A 21,440-nucleotide genomic window follows, 5' to 3' on the forward strand; every position below is an offset into this window, starting at 1 on the left:
ATGAGTTGTCCGGTTCTCGATTTAGCCCAACAGTTAATCCGCCGCCCTTCCCTCAGCCCGGATGATGCCGGTTGTCAGGAGATTATGATTGCCCGCCTCAGGGCCATTGGTTTTCACATTGAACCGATGCATTTCGGCGATACCCTGAACTTCTGGGCAACGCGGGGAGAAGGTAAAACGCTGGCATTTGCCGGACATACCGATGTCGTCCCGACCGGCGATCACAAACTCTGGGTCACCGGCCCGTTTGAGCCCACGCTGCGCGACGGCATGTTGTATGGTCGCGGTGCGGCAGATATGAAAGGTTCCCTGGCGGCGATGGTGGTGGCAGCGGAGCGTTTTGTCGCCGCCAATCCCCGCCATCAGGGGCGTCTGGCTTTTCTCATTACTTCTGATGAAGAGGCCAGCGCCGTTAACGGCACCGTGAAAGTAGTGAATGCGTTAATGGCGCGCAATGAACGCCTTGATTACTGTCTGGTTGGTGAGCCTTCCAGTACCACGCGCGTCGGCGATATCGTGAAAAATGGCCGCCGTGGCTCCATGACTGCCAATCTGCATGTCCATGGCGTTCAGGGACACGTCGCGTATCCGCATCTGGCGGATAATCCGGTGCACCGCGCCATGCCGGCACTGAACGAACTGGTCGCCACCGTGTGGGATAACGGCAACGAATTCTTCCCGCCGACCAGCATGCAAATCGCCAATATTAACGCGGGCACCGGCAGCAACAACGTCATTCCGGGCGAACTGTATGTGCAGTTCAACTTCCGGTTCAGCACCGAGCTGACCGATGACATTATCAAACAGCGCGTGGCAGAACTGCTGGACCGGCATAACCTGCAATACACCCTGAACTGGGTGGTTTCCGGCCAGCCCTTCCTGACATCACGCGGTGCGCTGGTGGATGCGGTGGTCAATGCGGTGCGTCATTACAGCGAAATCACGCCGGAACTGCAAACTACCGGCGGTACTTCAGACGGGCGTTTTATCGCACTGATGGGGGCGCAGGTGGTCGAACTCGGGCCGGTCAACGCCACTATCCACAAGATCAATGAATGCGTCCATGCCGCCGATCTGCAGGTGCTCAGCCGCATGTATCAACGCATCATGGAACAGTTAGTCGCATGATCGATCACGAGATGCTGACCGGGCGCTCCGTTGTACATCTGGTGACGCTGGGTGAAGGGCCACACCGGTTGCAGAAAGAGGCGGCACACGCATTTGAAAAAATGCGTCAGGCAGCCCGTGAGGCTGGTTTTGACTTACAACCGGCCAGTACCTTTCGTGATTTCGATCGGCAACTGACCATCTGGAATGGCAAATTTCACGGCGAACGACCAGTATTAGATAAGAACAGCCAGCCGGTAGATATCCGTGCACTGACGACCGCAGAACGTTGTGAGCTGATTTTACGCTGGTCTGCACTGCCGGGCGCCAGCCGTCACCACTGGGGCAGTGATCTGGATGTGTATGATCCTTCATTGCTTCCGGCAGGTAAAACGCTGCAACTGGAGCCGTGGGAATATGAGCAAGACGGGTATTTTTATCCGCTGAACCAATGGATGTCAGCGCATATGGCAGAGTTTGGTTTTTACCGCCCGTATGCCGAAGACCGCGGCGGCGTGGCTGTCGAACCCTGGCATCTGAGCTACCAGCCGCTGGCGGCGGAATGTGAAAAACAGCTCACGCCGCAGGTCTTACTCAGCGCCTGGACCGGAAAAGACGTGGCTGCCGCAGACTGGTTAGCCGGGCAAATAGACACCCTTTTCCCGCAATTTATCGCCCCCTCACCCCTTTAAGGAGTACACCATGGAGTGGATTAAAGATTACTGGTGGATCGTTCTGATCATTCTGGTCGGCATGTTCATCAGCGGTATCAAAGAGCTGAACCGCGTTGATGTGAAAAAGTTCCTGAAAGACAAACCTGAAATCCCGCCGCATCGCGACAATAATGCCGAGTGGGATAAAGATGACGACTGGCCAAAGAAAAAGTAACGCCCCGTCAGCCTCTCATCGTTAATCAATATTAGTCGGCGGATAATCTAGCGATTCTCCGCCGATTGACTTTCTCTCCTGCCATTATCATGCGACATGAAACTGATGCATGGAGAGAGCAAGTCCTTTGCAAACATTACCTATTTCCCGGGCGGACCAGGCAGTGCCTGAACGCTTCGACGCCTCGCAATTTCTGGGTCTGGCTCCGTTTTTACGCATGAGCATCGCAGGCGAAGAATGGTCTGACATTGCGCAGGTGCTGATCACCCGTGCGCAGCAATCCCCTGATGACGCCGTATTGTGGATGAATCTTTCTACCGTCATGCTGTGTCTGCAACGCACTGAACTGGGTCTGACTATTCAGAATCAGGCACTGGCGATGCAGCAGGTCTATACCCTTCGTGCCGCGCGACAACCGGCAACATTACGCTTACTGATACTGATGGTGCCCGGTACGCTTTCTGCGAACGTACCGCTGGATTGCCTGCTGGAAAACAGCGATATCGAGCTGATTTATTACTACATTACGCAAGAAGCCCCGTTTGAAGCCCCGATCCCTGAGCACGATTTAATGATGGTCGGCATCAGCGCCACCACTGAAAATTTGTTCCTGTTGCAGCAACTTGAGAATGTCACGCAACATTGGCCGGTGCCTGTTATCAATGCGTCACAACATATCCCGAATTCTGAGCGCCACACTGCCAGCCGGTTGTTGCAAAACAAACCCGGTTTAGCCATTGCACAGGCGCATGCGGTGACATTTGCCACTTTATCGGCCGTCGCCGCCGGAGAAACCACGCTGCACGATGCGTTGCCTGAAAGCCACTATCCGGTGATCCTGCGTCCTGCCGGTTCGCACGGCGGCCACGGTCTGGAAAAAATTACCTGTCAGAAAACACTCGCGGACTATCTGACCCGCGTGCAGGTTGAAGATTATTTCCTGTCGCAGTTTATTGATTACAGCAATAAAGACGGCCAGTTCCGTAAGTACCGAATTTCGTTGATCGATGGCGTGCCTTATGCCTGTCATATGGCGATTTCATCCCACTGGATGGTGCATTACGTGAACGCTTTCATGTACGAAGACATTCAAAAACGCGAAGAAGAAGCGGCATTTCTGAACAACTTCCGGGCATTTGCGACGCGCCATCAACAGGCGCTGCAAGCGATTTATGACGCCACGCAACTTGATTATCTGGGCATTGATTGCAGTGAAACGCCGGACGGCAGGTTGCTGGTGTTTGAAATCGATCCGGCCATGGTGGTACATGCAATGGATCTGGAAGTGATGTTCCCGCACAAACAAATCCACATGAATAAAGTTAAAACAGCATGCCGCGAGTTGCTGCTATCCCGTGCCCTGGCGCACACCAACATCTCTGCTGATGCGTTTAAAGGACAAGAATAAATATGATTTCACGTAACGCTCTGAATTTCTCCGGTGGACCTGGTGCATTGCCGGAAACCGTGCTCACTCAGGTTGAAGCTGCAATAAAAGAAGTGCCGGAGGTGGGGCTGTCGATACTGGGTATCAGCCACCGTTCAGACTGGTTTGCCGCCATTGTGCAGGAAACAGAAAACAACATCCGGGCCCTGCTCGGGTTATCGAAAGATTTCCATATCCTGTTCCTGCAGGGCGGTGCAACGCAGCAGTTTTCGATGGTGCCGATGACCCTGTTACGCGGCCAGAAGCACGCCGCCGAATATCTGGATACCGGTTACTGGAGCAGTAAAGTCGTCACCGAAGCGCGTCGCGAAGGGCCGGTAAAAGTCCTGTGGAGCGGTGAGTCCTGCGGATTTAACCGTCTGCCTACGGACGAAGAGCTGGCATTCTCGCCTGATGCGCCGTATCTGCATTATGTTTCTAACGAAACGGTGGAAGGATTACAGTTCCAGCGCGTTCTCGGCCGCGACGATGTGCCCCGTGTCTGCGATATGTCTTCTGATTTTCTGTCCAAACCGTGCGATGCGAACAAATTCTCCGTGATCTACGCCCACGCACAGAAAAACATCGGCCCGGCAGGCGTCACCATCGTACTGGTGCACGATACCGTCGTGAAAGCATCTTCAGATGAATTGCCGTCATTCCTGAACTACCGTCGTCAGGTTGAATCCCATTCCAACCTCAATACGCCGCCGGTGTTTGCGATTTACGTTGTACTGCTGGTCACCCGCTGGTTGCTCAACGATGTTGGCGGTCTGGAAAATATGGAACAGACCAACCGCCATAAAGCGGAACTGTTGTACGCGATGCTCGACAACAGCAACGGCTTCTACAATGGCTGGAGCAGCAAAGCAGACCGTTCATCTATGAACGTGGCCTTTAAATTGCCTGATGCGGACCTGGAGAAAAAATTCCTGGCAGAGAGCCATGAAGCTGGCTTTTCCGGCCTGGCGGGTCACCGCGCGATTGGCGGTATCCGTGCCTCTATCTACAACGCCCTGTCGCTGCCGGCAGCCGAAAAGCTGACGAACTTCATGGATGATTTCATGCGTAAGAACCGCAAATAATCACCCTCAGTCAGCCATAAAAAAACGCCCCCGGTTGTGATACAGCCGGGGGCATTTTTTATTAAAGTCGCGAAAAATTAATGCTGATGTGATTTCGGCTCGTAGTTTTTCAAATGCGCTATCGCCGTATTAATCATATGCGAATCCAGCCCGTGGCCCATGCCCGGCTGAAGATTGAGCGTACATTCACAACCTAATGATTTCAGACGTTCTGCCGCACTTTTCGACTGGAACGGATTAATCACCGGATCCTGCTCCCCATGAATGAAATGCACGACCGTACCGGCGGCAATCGGTTTTTCCGGAAGCGTTGAAAAACGTCCGCTGAACGCGATAATACGCGACGCCAGATGCTCTTCTACTTTCGTTGATTCCAGCGCCATGATGGTGCCCTGCGAGAAACCGACTAATGTGGTGTGTTCCGGCGGGACACCGGTTTTTTGCTGCCAGTCACGCACAATCTGCACAAAAACTGGCATTGCGGCATCGACACGCGGCTGACGGTTTTGCTCAGTCACACCCTGAACTGAGAACCACTGGAAGCCCCGGCCAAAATCACAGATATCCGGACTGCCGACGCTGATCACCTGCGCCTGCGGAAATGAAACAGCGAAAAATTTACCGATTTCCCCCATTGAAATCGGATTATCGCCTACGCCATGAAACAATAAAATCAGCTGATTAGCCCTTTCCTCCGGCTGCCGGACGATGATCTGTTCTGAGCTCATTGCTCTCTCCCGTTGTCGAATAATGGGTTCACTATACGCCGCCTGCCGGTCAGTGAAATCGGGTTTTATTGAACGAGTCTTTCCATTTATTGCAATGAAAGCGGGGGCTTATCCGCCCATACCCGCCTCTTTCAGTATCTGCTGCGTTTCCTCACGCCAGCGCGAAACCAGCGCTTTGCGCCCGGAAAGCCGCAAGTGTTGTACGATGTCCGCCACGCTTTTCCCTTGCTGCAAATACGCACGCAACGCCGTCAGCGGCAAATCACTGTGCAGCAAAACACGGCTGAGCGCAGGTAAACTGCTTTCCAGCGGACGATGGGCGAAGGCAAATCCGCTCAGCTCGCGCCAGTCGGCGTCATCGGGTTGTGTATCTGCAGCGATATTGAGCGGCAGAGTTAAATCCATCTGAGGTGCCAGCCAGCGCCAGTCCCGCTGAATCTGATGCACGGCGTTGTCCGCCAGTGCCTGCCCCGCCGCGCTCAGCGGTAATATCGCCATCGCAGCATAACACCCGCTGCTGGCTTCTTTGTGCATACTCACGCGTACCAGCCGGAATCCGGTCTGCTGCCACAGAGCAGCCAGCTCCGTGGTATAACCAAAACTGACCGACAGAAAATCCAGCCCCGCCTGCTGAGCCTGCCGTTTCTGCGCCAACAATAAATGACGGGCAATCCCCTGACGACGGAATAACGGGTGCACGGCAATCCGGCTGATGCGCCGTGAACGCATGACGGCAGCCTCCGGGAACCCTGCGTGCGCGGCAAGCGACTGCGCCACCAGATTCCCGCGCGGACGCCGTCTTCCGGCCCAGACTTCCTGCGCCAGCGCTGCGCTAAGGCCGCCCTCATCCACCAGCCATAACGCGCCGGTCAGCGTATTGTTGTGCCGTGAGGCGCTGAACGTCATGCCCGGCGCATCCAGCAGACGCCGCAGATCCAGCGGCGACGTGCGGTAATGTGCGCTGGTCAGCAGGCCGTAGAAGTCCTCTAACAGCACCGGTTCATTCAGCCAGTCGTCAGCATGAATCGGAAAAATTTCTGATGTACCGCGCGCCTCACCGGCCACCGGCAAATGCTCGTCAAACAGTAATAAATCGCTGATAAACGGCTCAAGCGTGTCGGATGATGACCAGCGGATGGGTGCGTTCAGACGCAGGTCATGCCACTGCGGCAAAGACGCACAGAATTTGAGTAAGAATCCGCGTCCGGTGCCTTCATATCCCTGAACCGTGGTGGTGAGCAACACGCGCGGAAAAGCCGCGATAACTTCCGACAGCATCGGGGCCGGAATGGCGGCAGCTTCATCGATGATCAGCCAGTCAACGCCGGTTACCGCGCCTTCGCGATATAAGGCAAGCAATGCATCAGGTGCGATAAAGCGGGCAGAGTCTGTTTGCTGATTAAGGATCTGGCTGGCAGAGGCTTTAGCCGGTGCGGTTACCCGGCAGGTACCCGGCCAGTGTTTGACCAGCATTCCCGCCAGTGTCGATTTCCCCCGCCCGCGCGGCGCGGTCAGCACCCACACGCCGGACTGAGCCTGCATCAGTTGTTTTAAAATCTGGGACTGCTCAGAGGTCGGCTGGCCGTCGGGTGGCAGCCAGTCGGGTGCGGCAGGCAGAGGAGCAATAGTTAAAGGCTGACCCTGCCGGCAAATCGTAATGCCAGAGTCTTGCTCAAGGAAAGACCGGAAACGACGTATAAAACGCGGAGTGGGGATTGGCCGGGGTTGCTCGCTCCAGCGCAGGCTGTCCGCGTCCGGCGTGTCAGCCCAGGAATGCCATTCCGGTATCAGCAGAATCAGCCAGCTTCCGGCTTTTAATGTGCCTGAAAACGCCGCCAGTGCCTCGACATTCAGACCATAACGCGCATCAAACACACCGTGAAAAATATCCTGCCCGAGCAACGTATGTGCCGCTGAAGGCGGACAGGAAGTGACGCCGTCAGGCGGTGAATCGCTCAGCCAGAGCCAGTCACCCACACTTTGTGCAGAAAACAGAATCGCCTGTTGCTCACACCACTGTGTTGCGCCACTGAACACCAGCAAACGCCGGACGCCCAGCCGCTGCATCTGTTGCTGTAGCAAAGTGGCAGACATCTCAGGTTTTCCCGATAATCATCGATAACAGACCGGCTGCAATCAGCGGCCCGACCGGCACGCCTTTAAATAACGCCACCCCCAGCACGGTGCCTACTAACAGGCCAGCCACCAGATGCGGCTGCGTGCCCATCAGCGTCAGGCCACGCCCGCCCAGCCACGACACCAGCACACCAACCAGAATGGCAACGATGGATTTCCAGTGGAGGAAAGAATGTACAACGGTACTGGCGCTGATTTTTCCGCTGGCAATCGGTGCCATTACCCCAATAGTGAGAATAATAATACCGAGGGTCAGACCGTATTTTTCTATCCACGGAAAAAAGCTGTTCAGCGGCGTGATGCGCACCGTGAGGAGGAAAAACATGGCGATGGTGACGGCGCTGTTATGGCTGATAATGCCCAGACCGGCGAAGACAAGTAAGATCAATAGCGTTGGATCGAGAAAAGCCATGGCGTTCCCAGCGGGTCAACATGAAAATGAAAGAGAGATCCGCAGACCTCTCCGGATCAGTCACTGATTATTAAACAGTTTTTAGCAGCAAACCAGCGCTTCCTGCCACATAATCAGCGGCTGGCAAAGGTATTACACTGGTCAGGATTACCGGTATCAAACCCGCGTTTGAACCAGGTATAACGCTGCCGGGAAGTCCCGTGGGTAAAGCTGTCCGGCACCACGCGCCCCTGACTTTGCTGTTGCAGCCGGTCATCGCCGATGGCCTGTGCGGCATCCAGCGCTTCTTGCAGGTCACCCTCTTCGAGAACGTTTTGCTGCTGCATCGCATGTCCCCAGACACCGGCATAACAGTCAGCCTGTAATTCCATTTTTACCGATAGCTGGTTTACCACAGCCTGCGATGCGCCCTGTTGCAACTGGCGAACCTTGCGTTCAGTGCCCAGCAGATTCTGCACGTGATGGCCGACTTCATGCGCCACAACGTAGCCCTGTGCAAAATCACCCCCCGCCCCGAGTTTGTCCTGTAATTCCTGATAAAAAGACAGGTCGATATAGACCGTGCTGTCCGCCGGGCAATAGAACGGGCCCATTACCGACTGGCCGGTACCACACCCGGTGCGGGTCGCGCCGCGATACATCACCAGTTTGGGCTCACGATAAGTCATGCCCTGCTTCTGGAAAATGTCTTTCCAGGTGTCTTCTGTCGAGGCAAGGATCACCGAGGTGAATTTTGCCTGCTCGTCATCTTTCGGGCTGATGGATTGTGATTGTGTTTGTTGCTGCATGCCGCCGGACTGACCACCATCAATCAGCGGCGTCAGGTCGATACCGTAATACCCGGCGACCAGCACCACGATGATGATCACGATACCGCTTTTGCCACGGATCGGCAGGCGCATTCCTCCGCCACCTAAACCGCCGCTGTTAGCTCCCTGTCCGCGTCTGTCTTCTACATTGTCGCTTTCGCGACGCCCTTGCCAACGCATAATCACCTCCAGACTGTTTTTGTAAGACTAGCCAGCACACGCGGTTAATACCATCCGCGAAGGGACGTAATTTTAGGGAAGTCAGAATTAAATGAAAGAAAGCAGGGCAGGAAGACAAAAATAAAACGCAAATAAAAGAACGGGAAGCGGTATCCGCCCCCCGTTTAGCGCCAGCGCAGACTGCGTAAACGATTGCGCAGCCTGGCTAAAAAAATAATGCGCAGCTTAGTCCAGTTTCACACCGATACGGTGAGCGACTTCTTCGTAAGCTTCAATCAGGCCACCCAGACTCTGGCGGTAACGGTCTTTGTCCATTTTGTTCAGGGTTTCTTTATCCCACAGGCGGCTGCCGTCAGGAGAAAACTCATCACCGAGCACCACTTCACCGTTGAACAGACCGAATTCCAGTTTGAAGTCGACCAGGATCAGACCGGCGTCATCAAACAGTTTGCTCAGCACGTCGTTGGCTTTGTAGCTCAGCTCTTTCATGCGTGCGAGATTTTCTTCATTCACCCAGCCAAACGTCTTGCAATACGATTCGTTGACCATCGGGTCATGCATGGCGTCATTTTTGAGGAACAAATCGAACAACGGCGGATTCAGTTCCAGACCTTCTTCAATGCCCAGACGTTTTACCAGCGAACCCGCAGCACGGTTACGGATAACGCATTCAACCGGGACCATATCCAGTTTTTTCACCAGCACTTCGGTGTCAGACAACAGGCGTTCCATTTGGGTTGGAATACCGGCTTCTTCCAGCTTAGCCATGATGAAATGGTTAAATTTATTGTTAACCATACCTTTACGGTCGAACTGCTCAATACGCTGACCATCCAGTGCTGACGTATCGTTACGGAACTCCAGTACCAGAAGGTCCGGGTTTTCGGTGGTGTAGACGGTTTTCGCCTTGCCGCGATACAACTCAGCTAACTTTTGCATCTTTACTTACTCCAGTGGAAAAAACAGATGTAAAAAGGGGCCGGAGCCCCTTGGTATTATTTTGCGCTGCTCTGGCTAAACGCGGCCTGCATGACCGCCACCATCGCATCGTTCTGCGACTGGCTGAGAGCATGACCTTTCGGATCAAGGAACTGCAAGCTGCTGCGGTTGTCGAGATCGCCAACCTGAAGTTTGTAATCACCGGAAGTCAGGCCCGGATCTTTCGCACCCAGTGTCTGCCATGCATCGTCATTCAGCGGTTTGTAGGTCACAGACAATGTGCCTTGCGGACGGCTGCTGTCGGTCACTTTCATGCCAGCTTTTGCCAGGGCATTTGGCAGGCGATCCCACACAACACCGTAATTCTCACGGACAATCAGCACCGGCAGGCCGGTATCATCTGCGCCGCTCTGAACGTCAATCTCACCAACACGACGGTTGTCGAGACGCGCCTGCGTATCCTGCTGCACTTTATCCAGACTCGCCGTGATGGAGTTCATCATCTGGCTGTTATAACGCTGGATTTCAGCGGAAGACGTCACAGCTTTATCCTGTTGTTTCAGCTCAAGCGTTTTCACCGTCAGCGCTAACTGGTAGCTCTGCTGTTTCACGCTAACCTGATAACGTCCCTGATACTGGAAGTCTTCATCCGCACGATTCCAGTCAATGAAATCAGTGGTGAGCGTCTGGTTAGCGTCATCACGGTTGGCAATTTTGAAGTTATTTTGCTCAACGGCTTTCACGACGTTATTCCACAAGTCACGGTTCTGTGCGGTGTTTTCCAACAATACGGTACTGCTGTCACCAGAGAACTGCGTCTGAGAACCATTCAGCAGCGCCAGTGGCTGGGAAGGAGGACGGATGTCGAGCTGCTTACCTACCGCGCCTTGCATTGCACCGGGCTGAATTTCGTACGTTCCGTTCTGCACTGGCAAAATCATGCCGGTCGGCGCTTTGAGCTCATGCAGCCCTGCCGCATCCAGGTAGGCTTCATCACCACTGACCTGGCGTTTGTAACGTTGATCACTTGAACAGGCGGCCAGCAACATGATCAGGGAAACCCCGACCACTTTCGCTACCGCCGTTTTCTGCAAACGGGTCATCTGGAAACTGTTCTTGTCAAATAAAGAGGCCATCAAATCTTCCTAAGAGTTACAGCAAACCGGCGCTTTTTAATGCTTCTTCCACGACCGGACGGGCAGCATCTGTTAACGGCGTCATAGGCAGACGCATCGTATCGGTTGCCATCAAACCCAGTGCCTTACAGGCCCATTTCACCGGGATTGGGTTTGCTTCTACAAACAAATTCTGATGCAAAGGCATCAGGCGCTGATTCAGGCGACGCGCTTCGGCAAAGTTGCCTAAGGCAGCCAGCTCACAAAGTTGTGCCATCTCACGGGCAGCTACGTTAGCCGTGACGGAAATAACACCCTTACCACCGAGTTGCATAAAGTCCAGACCGCTGGCGTCATCGCCGCTCAGCAGAATGAAATCTTCATCATCAACCAGCACTTGGATCTGACTAACGCGACTTAAGTTCCCTGTTGCTTCTTTAACAGCAACAATATTCTTCAATTTTGCTAAACGCGCGATGGTCTGCGGCAACATATCGCAGCCGGTACGTGACGGCACGTTGTAGAGAATTTGCGGCAGAGAGGTATTTTCAGCGATGGCCTTGAAGTGCTGATACAGACCTTCCTGCGTCGGACGGTTGTAATAAGGGGTGACAGTCAGACAACCAACAACGCCACTTTTTTCAAAACGTTGCGTAAGAGAAATCGCTTCAGCGGTCGCGTTTGCGCCGGTGCCTGCGATAACAGGAATGCGTCCATCAGCCAGTTCCAGCGTCTGTAAGACCACGTCACCGTGCTCTTCATGGCTCAACGTGGCCGACTCGCCGGTCGTGCCAACGGAAACGATCGCCGCAGTACCACTGGACACATGATAATCAATCAGTTTTTTCAGACTCGCGCGATCGACAGCACCTTTGGTGTCCATCGGCGTAACCAGTGCAACAATACTTCCCGTAAACATTGACCTTCCCCTCCACAAACAGGTCACTCATGGTACTTTTGACACCACTGCAAAAGCAAGCAATCAACGAGCGGTAACCGCTTGTCCGGCGGTTTTTTTTATGTTTACCTTGGGAATACTCCCAAGCACGACAGGAAGACCTATTTTGCCGCAGCCACAACAACATTATCTCGTGATCACCGCGTTAGGTGCTGATCGCCCAGGCATCGTCAACACCATAACCCGCCAGGTCAGCAGCTGCGGCTGTAATATTGAAGACAGCCGTCTTGCGATGCTCGGTGATGAGTTTACGTTTATCATGTTGCTTTCCGGTAGCTGGAATGCGATTACGCTGATTGAATCCACCCTGCCGCAAAAAGGCGCAGAGCTGGAATTATTAATCGTGATGAAGCGAACCAGCGCACATGAACGTCCGCCCATGCCTGCTACGGTTTGGGTGAAAGTGGAAGTGAAAGACTCAGCGCATCTGATCGAGCGTTTTACCGATTTGTTCGATACGCATCAGATGAATATCGCCGAACTTGCCTCCAAAACCCGCCCGGCAGATGCCAACACACCGGCGCAGTTATCGATTCAAATTACGGCGCACAGCGCAGCCAACACTGATGCGGCAATTATTGAGCAGGCGTTTCATCAGCTATGTACAGAACTGAAAGCGCAAGGCAGTATTAATGTCGTTAGTTATTCTGAGAATGAAGATAAACTGCAGTAATCGCTAAGAGATATGGAGAAAGACAATGAGCCCACTGAAAGCCGGTGACCCTGCGCCGCAATTTAGTTTGCCCGACCAAGACGGTGAACAAATTAATCTGGCCGACTTCCAGGGACAGAAAGTCCTGGTCTATTTCTATCCTAAAGCCATGACCCCGGGTTGTACCGTACAAGCCTGCGGACTGCGCGATAACATGGATCAGTTAAAAAGTGCCGGCGTTGAAGTGCTGGGGATCAGCACCGATAAGCCGGAAAAGCTGTCGCGTTTTGCTGAGAAAGAACTGCTGAACTTCACTTTGCTGTCCGATGAAGATCATCAGGTCTGTGAACAGTTTGGCGTCTGGGGTGAAAAATCCTTTATGGGTAAAACCTACGATGGCATTCATCGCATCAGCTTCCTGCTCGATGGCAATGGCAAAGTCGAGAAAGTGTTCGACGATTTCAAAACCACTAATCACCATGACATCGTGATGGCCTACCTGAACGGTAAATAACCGAAACGGTCAGAGTGTGGATACAAAAAAAGCGCAGACGCGCTTTTTTTTTATTGAATACGCTCAGCAGAATAAATCACCGGGTTTCGTTCAGTGATTCATCCGGCCAGACGTGAACCACAGCTTTGACCAGCGTCGCCAGTGGTATTGCAAAGAATACGCCCCAGAATCCCCACAAACCGCCAAACACCACGACAGAAAGAATAATCACCAGCGGATGCAGATTCACCGCTTCCGAGAACAGCAACGGCACGATCACATTCCCGTCCAGCCCCTGCACTACCAGATAGGCAACGAAAAGCGTCCAGAAATCCGCGCCCAGTCCCCACTGGAACATCGCGACAATGACCACCGGAATGGTCACCAGCATCGCGCCGATATACGGAATCAGAACCGATACACCGACCAGCACCGCCAGCAGCAGCGAATAATGCAGATCCATCACCCAAAACACCAGATAAGTGGCCACACCGACGATAATCATCTCGAGCACTTTGCCGCGGATATAGTTGGTGACCTGCTGATTCATCTCCACCCAGACCTGTCCGGCCAGTCCACGATCGCGTGGCAGTATGCGACGCACGGCATTCAGCATCTGCTCTTTATCTTTAAGCAGGAAGAAGACCATCATCGGTACCAGAATCAGGTAAATCGCCAGCGTCAGTAAACCGACCAGCGAGGCCAGTGAATATTTCACCACTGATTCACCCAGACCGGATAATTTGCTGCGCATATTTTCTGCCATCATGTCGATGATGCCCGCATCCACCAGCGCAGGATAACGTTTCGGCAATGTCGCGGCGAAATCATAGAAGCGGTTCAGCATGCTCGGTAAATCAGTCATCAGGTTCACGCCCTGCTGCCAGGTCACCGGCGCAATGACAAACATACCGAGCAGTAAAATACCGGCGAAAATAATCAGCACCACGCTCACCGACAGCGTGCGGGAAAGCCCGACATGTTGCAGACGCACTGTCGGCCACTCCAGCAAATAGGCGAGCACCATCGCCACCAGAAGCGGCGCCAGGATGCCATTGAGGAAATAGAGAATGCAGAAACCTGCGACCAGAATAGCCAGCAGTGCGATAGCCTGCGGATCCGTAAAGCGACGGCGATACCACTGTAATAACATATCCAACATCAAGAAAACGCTCCTGTAATTTCGGGTCCGGCATATGCGCGCTGTTCGTTCCCTGCGCGCTCAGACACAAGTAACTATTTAAAAAGTTCGTTGTCACACAACTGTAGCTTCGGAGTGTTTTAAACTCTCACGCGGATAGCTACTATAGAGACCGGCGCAGAGAAAAGCGCAAGAAAATAACAGTCTGGCTGACTGTTCGCGAAAGAAAGGCTCGTAAAGCTCATCGGTATCGCGGTTAACTTATTGGGAAGCAAATGTTTATGGTTATGCGGTTGAAAAAAAGAGTGATTGCCCTGTGTCTGGGTAGCCTGCTCGCGGGTTCCATACTGCCCGCCGGTGCAGATGACAGTTCATTCTGGTCAACTCCCGCGGGTCCCGCAAAAAGCATTAACTCGCCCTTAGCCCCGCCGGTGAGCGACCAGTTACCGGACATCGGCACTACCGCAGGCGGCACGCTCAGTATTAATCAGGAATTACAGATGGGCGATTTTTATGTCTGTCAGATGCGCGCCAGCACGCCGCTGATTAACGATCCGCTGCTCAATCAGTACATCAACGAACTGGGGCAACGGCTGGTGGCGCATGCCTATTCCGTACGCACCCCGTTCCATTTTTTCATCGTTAATAACGATGAGCTGAACGCCTTTGCCTTTTTTGGCGGCAATGTTGTGCTTCACTCTTCGCTGTTCCGCTACACCGATAACGAGAGCCAGCTGGCCTCCGTCATGGCGCACGAAATTTCCCACGTAACCCAGCGCCATCTGGCGCGTGCGATGGAAGACCAGCAACGTAACGCCCCGCTCACCTGGGTGGGCGCGCTGGGGTCGATTCTTCTGGCGATGGCCAGCCCGCAAATGGGCATGGCGGCACTGACCGGTACCCTGGCCGGCACGCAACAGGGCATGATCAGTTTCACGCAGGGCAATGAGCAGGAAGCTGACCGTATCGGCATTCAGGTCTTACAGCGTTCCGGTTTTGATCCGCAGGCTATGCCAGCCTTCCTGCAAAAACTGGCGGATCAGGCAAGTTACTCGACCCGTCCGCCGGAAATGCTGCTGACTCACCCCCTCCCCGACAGCCGCCTGGCCGATATCCGTAACCGCGCCAACCAGATGCCGCACCCGATTGTGCAATCCTCACAAGATTATCTGATGGCAAAAGTGCGCATTCTGGGCATGTACGGTTCCGAGAGTTTCCCGTTGTCAGATGACTATCTGCAAAAACTGAGTAACGGCAATATCCGTGAACAACTGGCGGCAAAATATGGCCGTGCATTGCAATTTTACAAAGCCAAGAAGAATGATCAGGCACGGACCTTACTGGATCAGTTGCTGATACAGTATCCGGGCAATGAATGGTTGCTGGATTTAGCCACCGATAATGATATCGACAGCAAACGTGCACCGCAGGCGATTGCGCGTCTGGAACAGGCCGGTGCGGCCAGTAGTTCCAACGCCGTGCTGCAACTCAACCTGGCCAACGCCTATCTTGAGGGCGCCAAACCCGCCAATGCCATGAAAATTCTCAACCGCTATACTTTTAATTATCCGGGCGATCCGAATGGCTGGGATTTGTTGTCTCAGGCCGCTGCGGCACAAGGACTGCGTGCGCAGGAACTGGCTGCCCGGGCAGAAAGCATGGCGTTAGTCGGACGTCTGGATCAGGCGATTGAGATGCTGAGCAATGCCAGCGCATTACAAAAATTAGGCAGTCTGGAACAGGCCCGTTACGATGCACGAATCGATCAGCTTCGTCAGTTACAGCAACGGTTCCGTCAGTATCAGAAAGGCTGATCCCAGGGCCAGAATGGAGGAAATCTTATGCAACACGATGTCGCAATCTATCATAATCCGGCATGTTCAAAGAGCCGCGAAACCCTGAAATTGCTGGAAGCAGAAGGCATTGAACCGGAAGTGATTTTATATCTGGAAACGCAGCCGTCTGTGGATAAACTTAAGGAACTGCTCGGGCTGCTGGGCTTTAGCTCAGCACGCGAACTGATGCGTAAGGGCGAGCAAATTTACAAGGACATGAATCTGAAGGATGCTCATCTGAGCGAGGACGCGCTTTTACAGGCAATGGCTGATCACCCGCGGCTGATTGAACGTCCGATTGTGGTAGCCAACGGCAAGGCGCGTTTAGGACGTCCGCCGGAGCAGGTGAAAGAGATTTTATAACCCCCCGCTTTCCGTTCGGGTTCAGCTAACGAACCCGGACATTCCTTCCCGTTACAGCCCGAGAATTTCTTTCACAAACGGGATTGTCAATTTCCGCTGCGCCGTAATAGAAGCGCGATCGAGCTGATCAAGGGTCATAAACAGCGTACGCATTTCCCGGTCGAGACGCTTAAGCAGAAAACGGCCCACGTCTTCCGGCAGTTCAAAGCCGCGCAGTTTAGCGCGCAACTGCAATGCCTGAAGCTTTTCTTCATCGGAAAGCGGCTGAAGTTTGTAGATTTGTCCCCAGTCCAGACGGGAGGCCAGATCCGGCAGGCTGAGATTCAGCTGACGCGGAGGACGATCGCCGGTAATAAACAGGCGCGTACGACCGGTTTCAAGAATGCGGTTATAGAGATGAAAAACAGCCGCCTCCCATTCATCATCACCGGCAATGCCTTCAATATTGTCGATACAAACCAGCGCCAGATGTTCCATACCGTCCAGGACTTCAGGCACAAAATAAGCGCGTTTATCCAGCGGCACATAACCGACCGCTTCACCGCGTTGTGATAATTCAGCACAAGCCGCATGCAGCAAATGGCTGCGGCCACCGCCTTCGCGTGACCAGAAATAAATATAGGTGCCGTGTTCCTGATGCAATGCGCTCTGAATGGCAGAAAGCAGAGAAGGGTTTTCCCCCGGATAAAAACTGGCAAAGGTTTCATCATCGGGAAGATAAAGTGGCAGGGAAAGCTGTGCCGGCGTATTCAGAAGCACCTCAACCAAAGCGGCATGATGACCGCAGATGTTGTCACGTCAAAAAAAAGAACTGCCGAATTCTAGCAAGGATCCGCGGTGAAATGAACTGTGCCCGGTGCAACCGCTTGCGATCCGAGCACCCGACCGGCGGGTTATGTGCCCGCCGGCCAGGGATTGACTTAAAAACGCCCGGATCAGACCGGCGGATTTTCCCGCTCATCATCAACATCAATGATCTGTTCTTCACCACGGAAAATCTCGATCACTTTGAACAACAGACTCAGGAAAATGCCCACGATCGTTGCCAGCGCCATACCTTTCAGCTCTGCCGCACCAATGTGGATCTTCGCGCCGCTGACACCGATAATCAGGATCACCGCCGTCAGGATCAGATTCTGTGCTTTGTTGTAATCAACCTTCGATTCAATCAGCACGCGGATACCGGATGCGCCAATCACGCCGTACAGCAGCAAAGAAACGCCCCCCATCACGGGCACCGGAACGGCCTGGATTGCCGCCGCCAGTTTGCCGATACAGGAAAGCAGAATGGCGAGGATAGCCGCGCCGCCGATCACCCAGGTACTGTAGACCTTGGTGATGGCCATGACGCCGATATTTTCACCATACGTGGTGTTTGGCGTTGAACCAAAAAAACCGGATAACACGGTCGACAGGCCGTTAGCCAGCATCGAACGGTGCAGGCCAGGATCACGCAGCAAATCTTTCTTCACAATGTTTGCCGTCACAACCAGATGCCCGACGTGTTCGGCAATAACAACCAGCGCCGCAGGCAGGATCGTGAGGATAGCGACCCATTCAAAACGTGGCGTATAGAAGGTTGGCAGCGCGAACCAGTGCGCGTTTTCAATGGCAGAAACATTCACCACGCCCATGAAGAACGACAGCGCATAACCCACCAGCACGCCAATCAGGATCGGGATAATCGCCAGGAAGCCGCGGAACAATACGGAACCGAGAATAGTCACGGCCAGCGTCACCAGCGAAATGGTAATGGTGGTGGAATCCACCGCAGCGCCATCAGCAGGCAGCAACCCCGCCATGTTCGCCGCCACGCCCGCCAGCTCCAGCCCGATAACGGCTACAATTGCGCCCATTGCCGCCGGAGGGAACATCACGTTAATCCAGCCAATCCCGGCTTTCTTAACAATCAGCGCCACCAGACAAAACAACAGACCACAGGCAATAAAGCCGCCCAGCGCCACTTCATACCCCATCGGCAACAGCAACAGCACCGGAGAAATAAATGCAAAACTTGAGCCGAGGTAGGCGGGTATCTTCCCTTTACAGACAAATAAATACAGCAAAGTCCCTATGCCATTGAACAGCAGCACTGTTGCCGGGTTGATCTTGAACAGAATAGGCACCAGAACGGTGGCACCAAACATGGCAAACAGATGCTGGAAACTCAGGGGAATCGTCTGCAGCAATGGCGGACGTTCGCTTACCCCGATGACACGACGGGTCATGAATGTGATCCTCTCAAAGGTGTTTGTGATGTTGTGTTAAACAGAACCTTTTGCTCTGCATAATTCGGGTTGCAGAAAGGCGGCCAACCCGTAAGCCCCGGAGACACAGATAATTATGCGCTCAGGGTGAACAGGCACAGCCACGCATCCGCAGCCTGAAGTATGACGAGCAAAAAAAAGCCGACTTCTCAGTCGGCTAATAACTTATTTCGTACCAAATATCTTGTCGCCCGCATCACCGAGCCCCGGGATGATGTAGCCTTTATCATTGAGCCCCTGATCCACCGAGGCGGTGTACAGCTCAACGTCCGGGTGTGCAGCTTCCAGAGCGGCGATCCCTTCCGGCGCGGCAACCAGCACCAGGACTTTAATACTCTGGCAGCCAGCTTTTTTCAGCAGGTCGATGGTCGCAATCATAGACCCCCCGGTCGCCAGCATCGGATCAACCACCAGAGCCAGACGTTCTTCAATGTTAGAAACCAGCTTCTGGAAATACGGCACAGGTTTCAGGGTTTCTTCATCACGGTATACGCCGACTACGCTGATACGCGCGCTTGGAACGTGCTCCAGTACGCCTTCCATCATGCCCAGACCGGCACGCAGGATAGGCACTACGGTAATTTTCTTGCCTTTGATTTGATCAATTTCGACCGGGCCATTCCAGCCTTCAATCGTCACTTTTTCAGTTTCTAAATCGGCAGTCGCTTCATACGTCAGCAGACTCCCCACCTCAGAAGCCAGTTCGCGAAAACGTTTCGTGCTGATGTCATTTTCACGCATCAGGCCCAGCTTGTGTTTCACCAGCGGGTGTTTCACCTCGACGATCTTCATTATTTATTCTCCTAAGGTGGTTGAGCTGCAAAAAAAAATCGCGAGATTATAACGCCATTTTTTTTGAACGCCATACCAAATAGCCTGATCTGGATCAACTTACCCTGCTTCATTGAAGCCGCAGCTGCGTTAGCTGCTCTCTCTCACCCGAATCACTGACTCAAGTCAGCTCATCGGGATTCGCTCGTTTGCTGTCTTGCTGCAACTCCAATGACTTCGGCTAAGTGTTGTATTTTTAAGTATAGATAGTGACTCTGAATAAGGCGCTCGCAAACGTTTGCTTCCACTGTTAGAATTGCCCCGCTTTATTCTTCAACCACCAACCCAAACCGCCGTGGGGACTTCGCAGTGACCGACAAAACCTCTCTCAGCTATAAAGACGCAGGCGTAGATATCGATGCCGGTAACGCATTGGTAGACCGCATTAAAGGTGTAGTAAAACAGACTCGCCGCCCTGAAGTCATGGGTGGACTGGGCGGTTTTGGTGCCCTCTGCGCGCTGCCGCAAAAATATCGTGAACCCGTGCTGGTATCGGGTACCGACGGCGTTGGCACCAAGCTGCGTCTGGCGATGGATTTGAAACGCCACGATACTATCGGTATCGACCTGGTCGCGATGTGCGTCAACGATTTGATCGTTCAGGGCGCCGAACCCCTGTTCTTCCTCGATTATTACGCTACTGGCAAACTGGACGTCGATACGGCTGCCAGCGTGATCACGGGTATCGCAGAAGGCTGTAAACAGTCTGGCTGTGCGTTAGTTGGCGGTGAAACCGCTGAAATGCCGGGCATGTATCACGGCGAAGATTACGACGTGGCAGGCTTCTGCGTGGGCGTGGTGGAAAAATCAGAAATCATCGACGGCAGCAAAGTGGCTGACGGGGATGTGCTGATTGGTCTGGCCGCCAGTGGCCCGCATTCTAACGGTTATTCTCTGGTGCGCAAAATTCTGGAAGTCAGCAAGACCGACCCGGAAACCACCGATCTGGCAGGCAAACCGCTGGCTGATCATTTGCTCGCACCGACCAAAATTTACGTGAAATCGATCCTGAACCTGATCGAAAACGTGGATGTTCACGGCATCGTCCATCTGACCGGTGGCGGCTTCTGGGAAAATATCCCCCGCGTATTGCCGGACAACACGCAGGTGATTATCGATGAATCAAGCTGGCAGTGGCCGGATGTCTTTACCTGGTTGCAAACCGCCGGTAACGTCAGCCGTCATGAAATGTACCGCACCTTTAACTGTGGTGTCGGCATGCTGGTGGCACTTCCTGCAGAACTGGCCGATCAGGCGATTGCATTACTGAACGATAACGGCGAAAAAGCGTGGAAAATTGGCTACATTAAAGCCTCTGATGCCGCTGAACGCGTGATTATTGAATAAAACCAGTAAAACAACTGACTGATGACGGGTAGGAAAATGAAAAGGATTGTGGTTCTGGTATCGGGCGAGGGAAGCAATTTACAGGCCCTGATCGATGCCTGCCAGCAGGGACGAATCAATGCAACGCTTTGTGCGGTCTTCAGCAATAAAGTAGCGGCATACGGGCTTGAAAGAGCCCGTTCAGCCAATATTCCCGCGCATGCGCTGGATGTTAAAGCCTATGAAGACCGTGCGGCGTTTGACGTTGCGCTGGCCGATGCTATCCAAAGTTACCAGCCTGATCTGGTGGTACTTGCCGGTTATATGCGTATTCTGACCGCTGAATTCGTCCGGCGCTTTGCCGGTCGCATGATCAACATTCACCCTTCCCTGCTGCCAAAATATCCGGGTCTGCATACACACCGTCAGGCCATTGAAAATCAGGATGCCGAACACGGTACGTCCGTGCATTTCGTGACTGAAGAACTCGACGGTGGTCCGGTAATTTTACAGGCTAAGGTACCGGTATTTGCTGAGGATACCGAAGAAGATCTGATCGCCCGCGTGCAAACGCAGGAACACAGCATTTATCCGCTGGTGGTCAGTTGGTTTGTTGAGGGACGTTTGTCGCTGCAAAACGGCCAGGCACTGCTGGATAACCATTCACTTTCTGAACGTGGATACGCGGAAGATTAATCTGTCATTGCATCACGATTTCACTATAAACCGGCCACGTGCCGGTTTTTTAT

22 protein-coding genes are annotated in these 21,440 nt (G+C 53.4%); 11 read left to right on the top strand and 11 right to left on the bottom strand.

Annotation, left to right across the window (positions count from 1 at the left end; genetic code table 11):
• The 5 genes from dapE to ACOZIO_RS24200 all read left to right on the top strand — a co-directional run bounded on the left by dapE (position 1) and on the right by ACOZIO_RS24200 (position 4,506).
• The gene (gene dapE / locus ACOZIO_RS24180; RefSeq protein WP_217139348.1) at positions 1-1,128 is read left to right on the top strand and encodes a succinyl-diaminopimelate desuccinylase; all 1,128 of its coding nucleotides are present in this window, start codon (positions 1-3) and stop codon (positions 1,126-1,128) included.
• Entirely contained in the window at positions 1,125-1,799 is a 675-nt protein-coding gene (locus tag ACOZIO_RS24185; RefSeq protein WP_421595843.1) for a M15 family metallopeptidase, read from the top strand. Before dapE ends, ACOZIO_RS24185 begins: the two co-directional genes overlap by 4 nt.
• A 10-nt stretch (positions 1,800-1,809) precedes the next feature.
• On the top strand, positions 1,810-1,995 hold the full coding sequence (locus tag ACOZIO_RS24190; protein ID WP_013576544.1) for a YpfN family protein: 186 nt from the start codon (positions 1,810-1,812) through the stop codon (positions 1,993-1,995).
• A gap of 109 nt (positions 1,996-2,104) precedes the next feature.
• Positions 2,105-3,403, top strand: coding sequence for an ATP-grasp domain-containing protein (locus ACOZIO_RS24195; RefSeq protein ID WP_421595845.1), 1,299 nt, complete (start codon positions 2,105-2,107; stop codon positions 3,401-3,403).
• Positions 3,404-3,405: 2 nt separating this feature from the next.
• Complete coding sequence (locus ACOZIO_RS24200; RefSeq protein WP_129992279.1) at positions 3,406-4,506, top strand: phosphoserine transaminase; 1,101 nt, start codon at positions 3,406-3,408, stop codon at positions 4,504-4,506.
• Between the two features lie 77 nt (positions 4,507-4,583).
• Here the strand turns inward: ACOZIO_RS24200 and ypfH are convergent, their stop codons facing one another.
• The 7 genes from ypfH to dapA form a co-directional block, all read right to left on the bottom strand.
• Positions 4,584-5,234, bottom strand: a complete 651-nt coding sequence (gene ypfH / locus ACOZIO_RS24205; protein WP_129955587.1) for an esterase — start codon at positions 5,232-5,234, stop codon at positions 4,584-4,586.
• A 108-nt stretch (positions 5,235-5,342) separates the two neighbouring features.
• Complete coding sequence (locus tag ACOZIO_RS24210) at positions 5,343-7,328, bottom strand: tRNA(Met) cytidine acetyltransferase TmcA (RefSeq protein ID WP_421595846.1); 1,986 nt, start codon at positions 7,326-7,328, stop codon at positions 5,343-5,345.
• Between the two features lies 1 nt (position 7,329).
• Positions 7,330-7,782 (bottom strand): DUF441 domain-containing protein, encoded by a 453-nt coding sequence (locus ACOZIO_RS24215; protein WP_129955589.1) that lies wholly within the window; start codon positions 7,780-7,782, stop codon positions 7,330-7,332.
• 113 nt (positions 7,783-7,895) lie between these two features.
• Positions 7,896-8,771 carry a neutral zinc metallopeptidase gene (locus tag ACOZIO_RS24220; protein WP_129955590.1) on the bottom strand — a complete coding sequence of 292 codons (876 nt, stop codon included), beginning with the start codon at positions 8,769-8,771 and terminating at the stop codon, positions 7,896-7,898.
• A 225-nt stretch (positions 8,772-8,996) separates the two neighbouring features.
• Positions 8,997-9,710 carry a phosphoribosylaminoimidazolesuccinocarboxamide synthase gene (gene purC / locus ACOZIO_RS24225; protein WP_015698209.1) on the bottom strand — a complete coding sequence of 238 codons (714 nt, stop codon included), beginning with the start codon at positions 9,708-9,710 and terminating at the stop codon, positions 8,997-8,999.
• A gap of 56 nt (positions 9,711-9,766) precedes the next feature.
• Complete coding sequence (gene bamC / locus ACOZIO_RS24230) at positions 9,767-10,846, bottom strand: outer membrane protein assembly factor BamC (RefSeq protein WP_217139350.1); 1,080 nt, start codon at positions 10,844-10,846, stop codon at positions 9,767-9,769.
• 16 nt (positions 10,847-10,862) lie between these two features.
• Complete coding sequence (gene dapA, locus ACOZIO_RS24235) at positions 10,863-11,744, bottom strand: 4-hydroxy-tetrahydrodipicolinate synthase (RefSeq protein ID WP_013576553.1); 882 nt, start codon at positions 11,742-11,744, stop codon at positions 10,863-10,865.
• A gap of 145 nt (positions 11,745-11,889) precedes the next feature.
• Between dapA and ACOZIO_RS24240 the strand changes: the two genes are divergently transcribed.
• Together ACOZIO_RS24240 and bcp are read left to right on the top strand one after the other, a co-directional pair.
• Positions 11,890-12,456, top strand: coding sequence for a glycine cleavage system transcriptional repressor (locus ACOZIO_RS24240; RefSeq protein ID WP_129992281.1), 567 nt, complete (start codon positions 11,890-11,892; stop codon positions 12,454-12,456).
• Positions 12,457-12,481: 25 nt separating this feature from the next.
• Positions 12,482-12,949: a thioredoxin-dependent thiol peroxidase gene (gene bcp, locus ACOZIO_RS24245; RefSeq protein WP_015698249.1), complete on the top strand. Its 468-nt coding sequence runs from the start codon at positions 12,482-12,484 to the stop codon at positions 12,947-12,949.
• 76 nt (positions 12,950-13,025) lie between these two features.
• Here bcp and ACOZIO_RS24250 read toward each other — a convergent pair whose 3' ends face one another.
• Complete coding sequence (locus ACOZIO_RS24250) at positions 13,026-14,090, bottom strand: AI-2E family transporter (RefSeq protein ID WP_129955593.1); 1,065 nt, start codon at positions 14,088-14,090, stop codon at positions 13,026-13,028.
• A gap of 260 nt (positions 14,091-14,350) precedes the next feature.
• On the opposite strand from ACOZIO_RS24250, the gene ACOZIO_RS24255 reads away from it, so the two are divergent.
• Positions 14,351-15,883 (top strand): M48 family metalloprotease, encoded by a 1,533-nt coding sequence (locus tag ACOZIO_RS24255; RefSeq protein WP_421595851.1) that lies wholly within the window; start codon positions 14,351-14,353, stop codon positions 15,881-15,883.
• Between the two features lie 27 nt (positions 15,884-15,910).
• Entirely contained in the window at positions 15,911-16,267 is a 357-nt protein-coding gene (gene arsC, locus ACOZIO_RS24260; RefSeq protein ID WP_129955595.1) for an arsenate reductase (glutaredoxin), read from the top strand.
• A 51-nt stretch (positions 16,268-16,318) separates the two neighbouring features.
• Here arsC and hda read toward each other — a convergent pair whose 3' ends face one another.
• The 3 genes from hda to upp form a co-directional block, all read right to left on the bottom strand.
• Positions 16,319-17,026 (bottom strand): DnaA inactivator Hda, encoded by a 708-nt coding sequence (gene hda / locus ACOZIO_RS24265; protein ID WP_013576559.1) that lies wholly within the window; start codon positions 17,024-17,026, stop codon positions 16,319-16,321.
• A 176-nt stretch (positions 17,027-17,202) separates the two neighbouring features.
• Positions 17,203-18,495, bottom strand: coding sequence for a uracil permease (gene uraA, locus ACOZIO_RS24270; protein ID WP_129955596.1), 1,293 nt, complete (start codon positions 18,493-18,495; stop codon positions 17,203-17,205).
• Positions 18,496-18,699: 204 nt separating this feature from the next.
• Entirely contained in the window at positions 18,700-19,326 is a 627-nt protein-coding gene (upp, locus tag ACOZIO_RS24275) for a uracil phosphoribosyltransferase (RefSeq protein WP_013576561.1), read from the bottom strand.
• 348 nt (positions 19,327-19,674) lie between these two features.
• Here upp and purM point away from each other — a divergent pair, with 348 nt between their 5' ends.
• Both purM and purN read left to right on the top strand, forming a co-directional pair.
• A complete protein-coding gene (gene purM / locus ACOZIO_RS24280) occupies positions 19,675-20,712 on the top strand; it encodes a phosphoribosylformylglycinamidine cyclo-ligase (RefSeq protein ID WP_129955597.1) in 1,038 nt (345 codons plus the stop codon).
• 36 nt (positions 20,713-20,748) lie between these two features.
• On the top strand, positions 20,749-21,387 hold the full coding sequence (gene purN / locus ACOZIO_RS24285) for a phosphoribosylglycinamide formyltransferase (protein ID WP_129992282.1): 639 nt from the start codon (positions 20,749-20,751) through the stop codon (positions 21,385-21,387).
• Positions 21,388-21,440: the final 53 nt, after the last annotated feature.

The organism is Rahnella sp. PD4, from assembly GCF_049199325.1.
In the GTDB taxonomy this organism is placed as follows: Bacteria; Pseudomonadota; Gammaproteobacteria; order Enterobacterales; family Enterobacteriaceae; genus Rahnella; species Rahnella perminowiae.

What these genes read in the sequence shown, in the direction of transcription:
- uraA (WP_129955596.1), bottom strand. Translation starts at nt 18,495, where the DNA reads ATGACCCGTCGTGTCATCGGGGTAAGCGAACGTCCGCCATTGCTGCAG.
- arsC (WP_129955595.1), top strand. Translation starts at nt 15,911, where the DNA reads ATGCAACACGATGTCGCAATCTATCATAATCCGGCATGTTCAAAGAGC.
- ACOZIO_RS24190 (WP_013576544.1), top strand. Translation starts at nt 1,810, where the DNA reads ATGGAGTGGATTAAAGATTACTGGTGGATCGTTCTGATCATTCTGGTC.
- ypfH (WP_129955587.1), bottom strand. Translation starts at nt 5,234, where the DNA reads ATGAGCTCAGAACAGATCATCGTCCGGCAGCCGGAGGAAAGGGCTAAT.
- ACOZIO_RS24255 (WP_421595851.1), top strand. Translation starts at nt 14,351, where the DNA reads ATGGTTATGCGGTTGAAAAAAAGAGTGATTGCCCTGTGTCTGGGTAGC.
- purN (WP_129992282.1), top strand. Translation starts at nt 20,749, where the DNA reads ATGAAAAGGATTGTGGTTCTGGTATCGGGCGAGGGAAGCAATTTACAG.
- ACOZIO_RS24215 (WP_129955589.1), bottom strand. Translation starts at nt 7,782, where the DNA reads ATGGCTTTTCTCGATCCAACGCTATTGATCTTACTTGTCTTCGCCGGT.
- ACOZIO_RS24185 (WP_421595843.1), top strand. Translation starts at nt 1,125, where the DNA reads ATGATCGATCACGAGATGCTGACCGGGCGCTCCGTTGTACATCTGGTG.
- ACOZIO_RS24250 (WP_129955593.1), bottom strand. Translation starts at nt 14,090, where the DNA reads ATGTTGGATATGTTATTACAGTGGTATCGCCGTCGCTTTACGGATCCG.
- ACOZIO_RS24210 (WP_421595846.1), bottom strand. Translation starts at nt 7,328, where the DNA reads ATGTCTGCCACTTTGCTACAGCAACAGATGCAGCGGCTGGGCGTCCGG.
- dapA (WP_013576553.1), bottom strand. Translation starts at nt 11,744, where the DNA reads ATGTTTACGGGAAGTATTGTTGCACTGGTTACGCCGATGGACACCAAA.
- ACOZIO_RS24220 (WP_129955590.1), bottom strand. Translation starts at nt 8,771, where the DNA reads ATGCGTTGGCAAGGGCGTCGCGAAAGCGACAATGTAGAAGACAGACGC.
- ACOZIO_RS24195 (WP_421595845.1), top strand. Translation starts at nt 2,105, where the DNA reads ATGGAGAGAGCAAGTCCTTTGCAAACATTACCTATTTCCCGGGCGGAC.
- purC (WP_015698209.1), bottom strand. Translation starts at nt 9,710, where the DNA reads ATGCAAAAGTTAGCTGAGTTGTATCGCGGCAAGGCGAAAACCGTCTAC.
- ACOZIO_RS24200 (WP_129992279.1), top strand. Translation starts at nt 3,406, where the DNA reads ATGATTTCACGTAACGCTCTGAATTTCTCCGGTGGACCTGGTGCATTG.
- dapE (WP_217139348.1), top strand. Translation starts at nt 1, where the DNA reads ATGAGTTGTCCGGTTCTCGATTTAGCCCAACAGTTAATCCGCCGCCCT.
- bamC (WP_217139350.1), bottom strand. Translation starts at nt 10,846, where the DNA reads ATGGCCTCTTTATTTGACAAGAACAGTTTCCAGATGACCCGTTTGCAG.
- upp (WP_013576561.1), bottom strand. Translation starts at nt 19,326, where the DNA reads ATGAAGATCGTCGAGGTGAAACACCCGCTGGTGAAACACAAGCTGGGC.
- bcp (WP_015698249.1), top strand. Translation starts at nt 12,482, where the DNA reads ATGAGCCCACTGAAAGCCGGTGACCCTGCGCCGCAATTTAGTTTGCCC.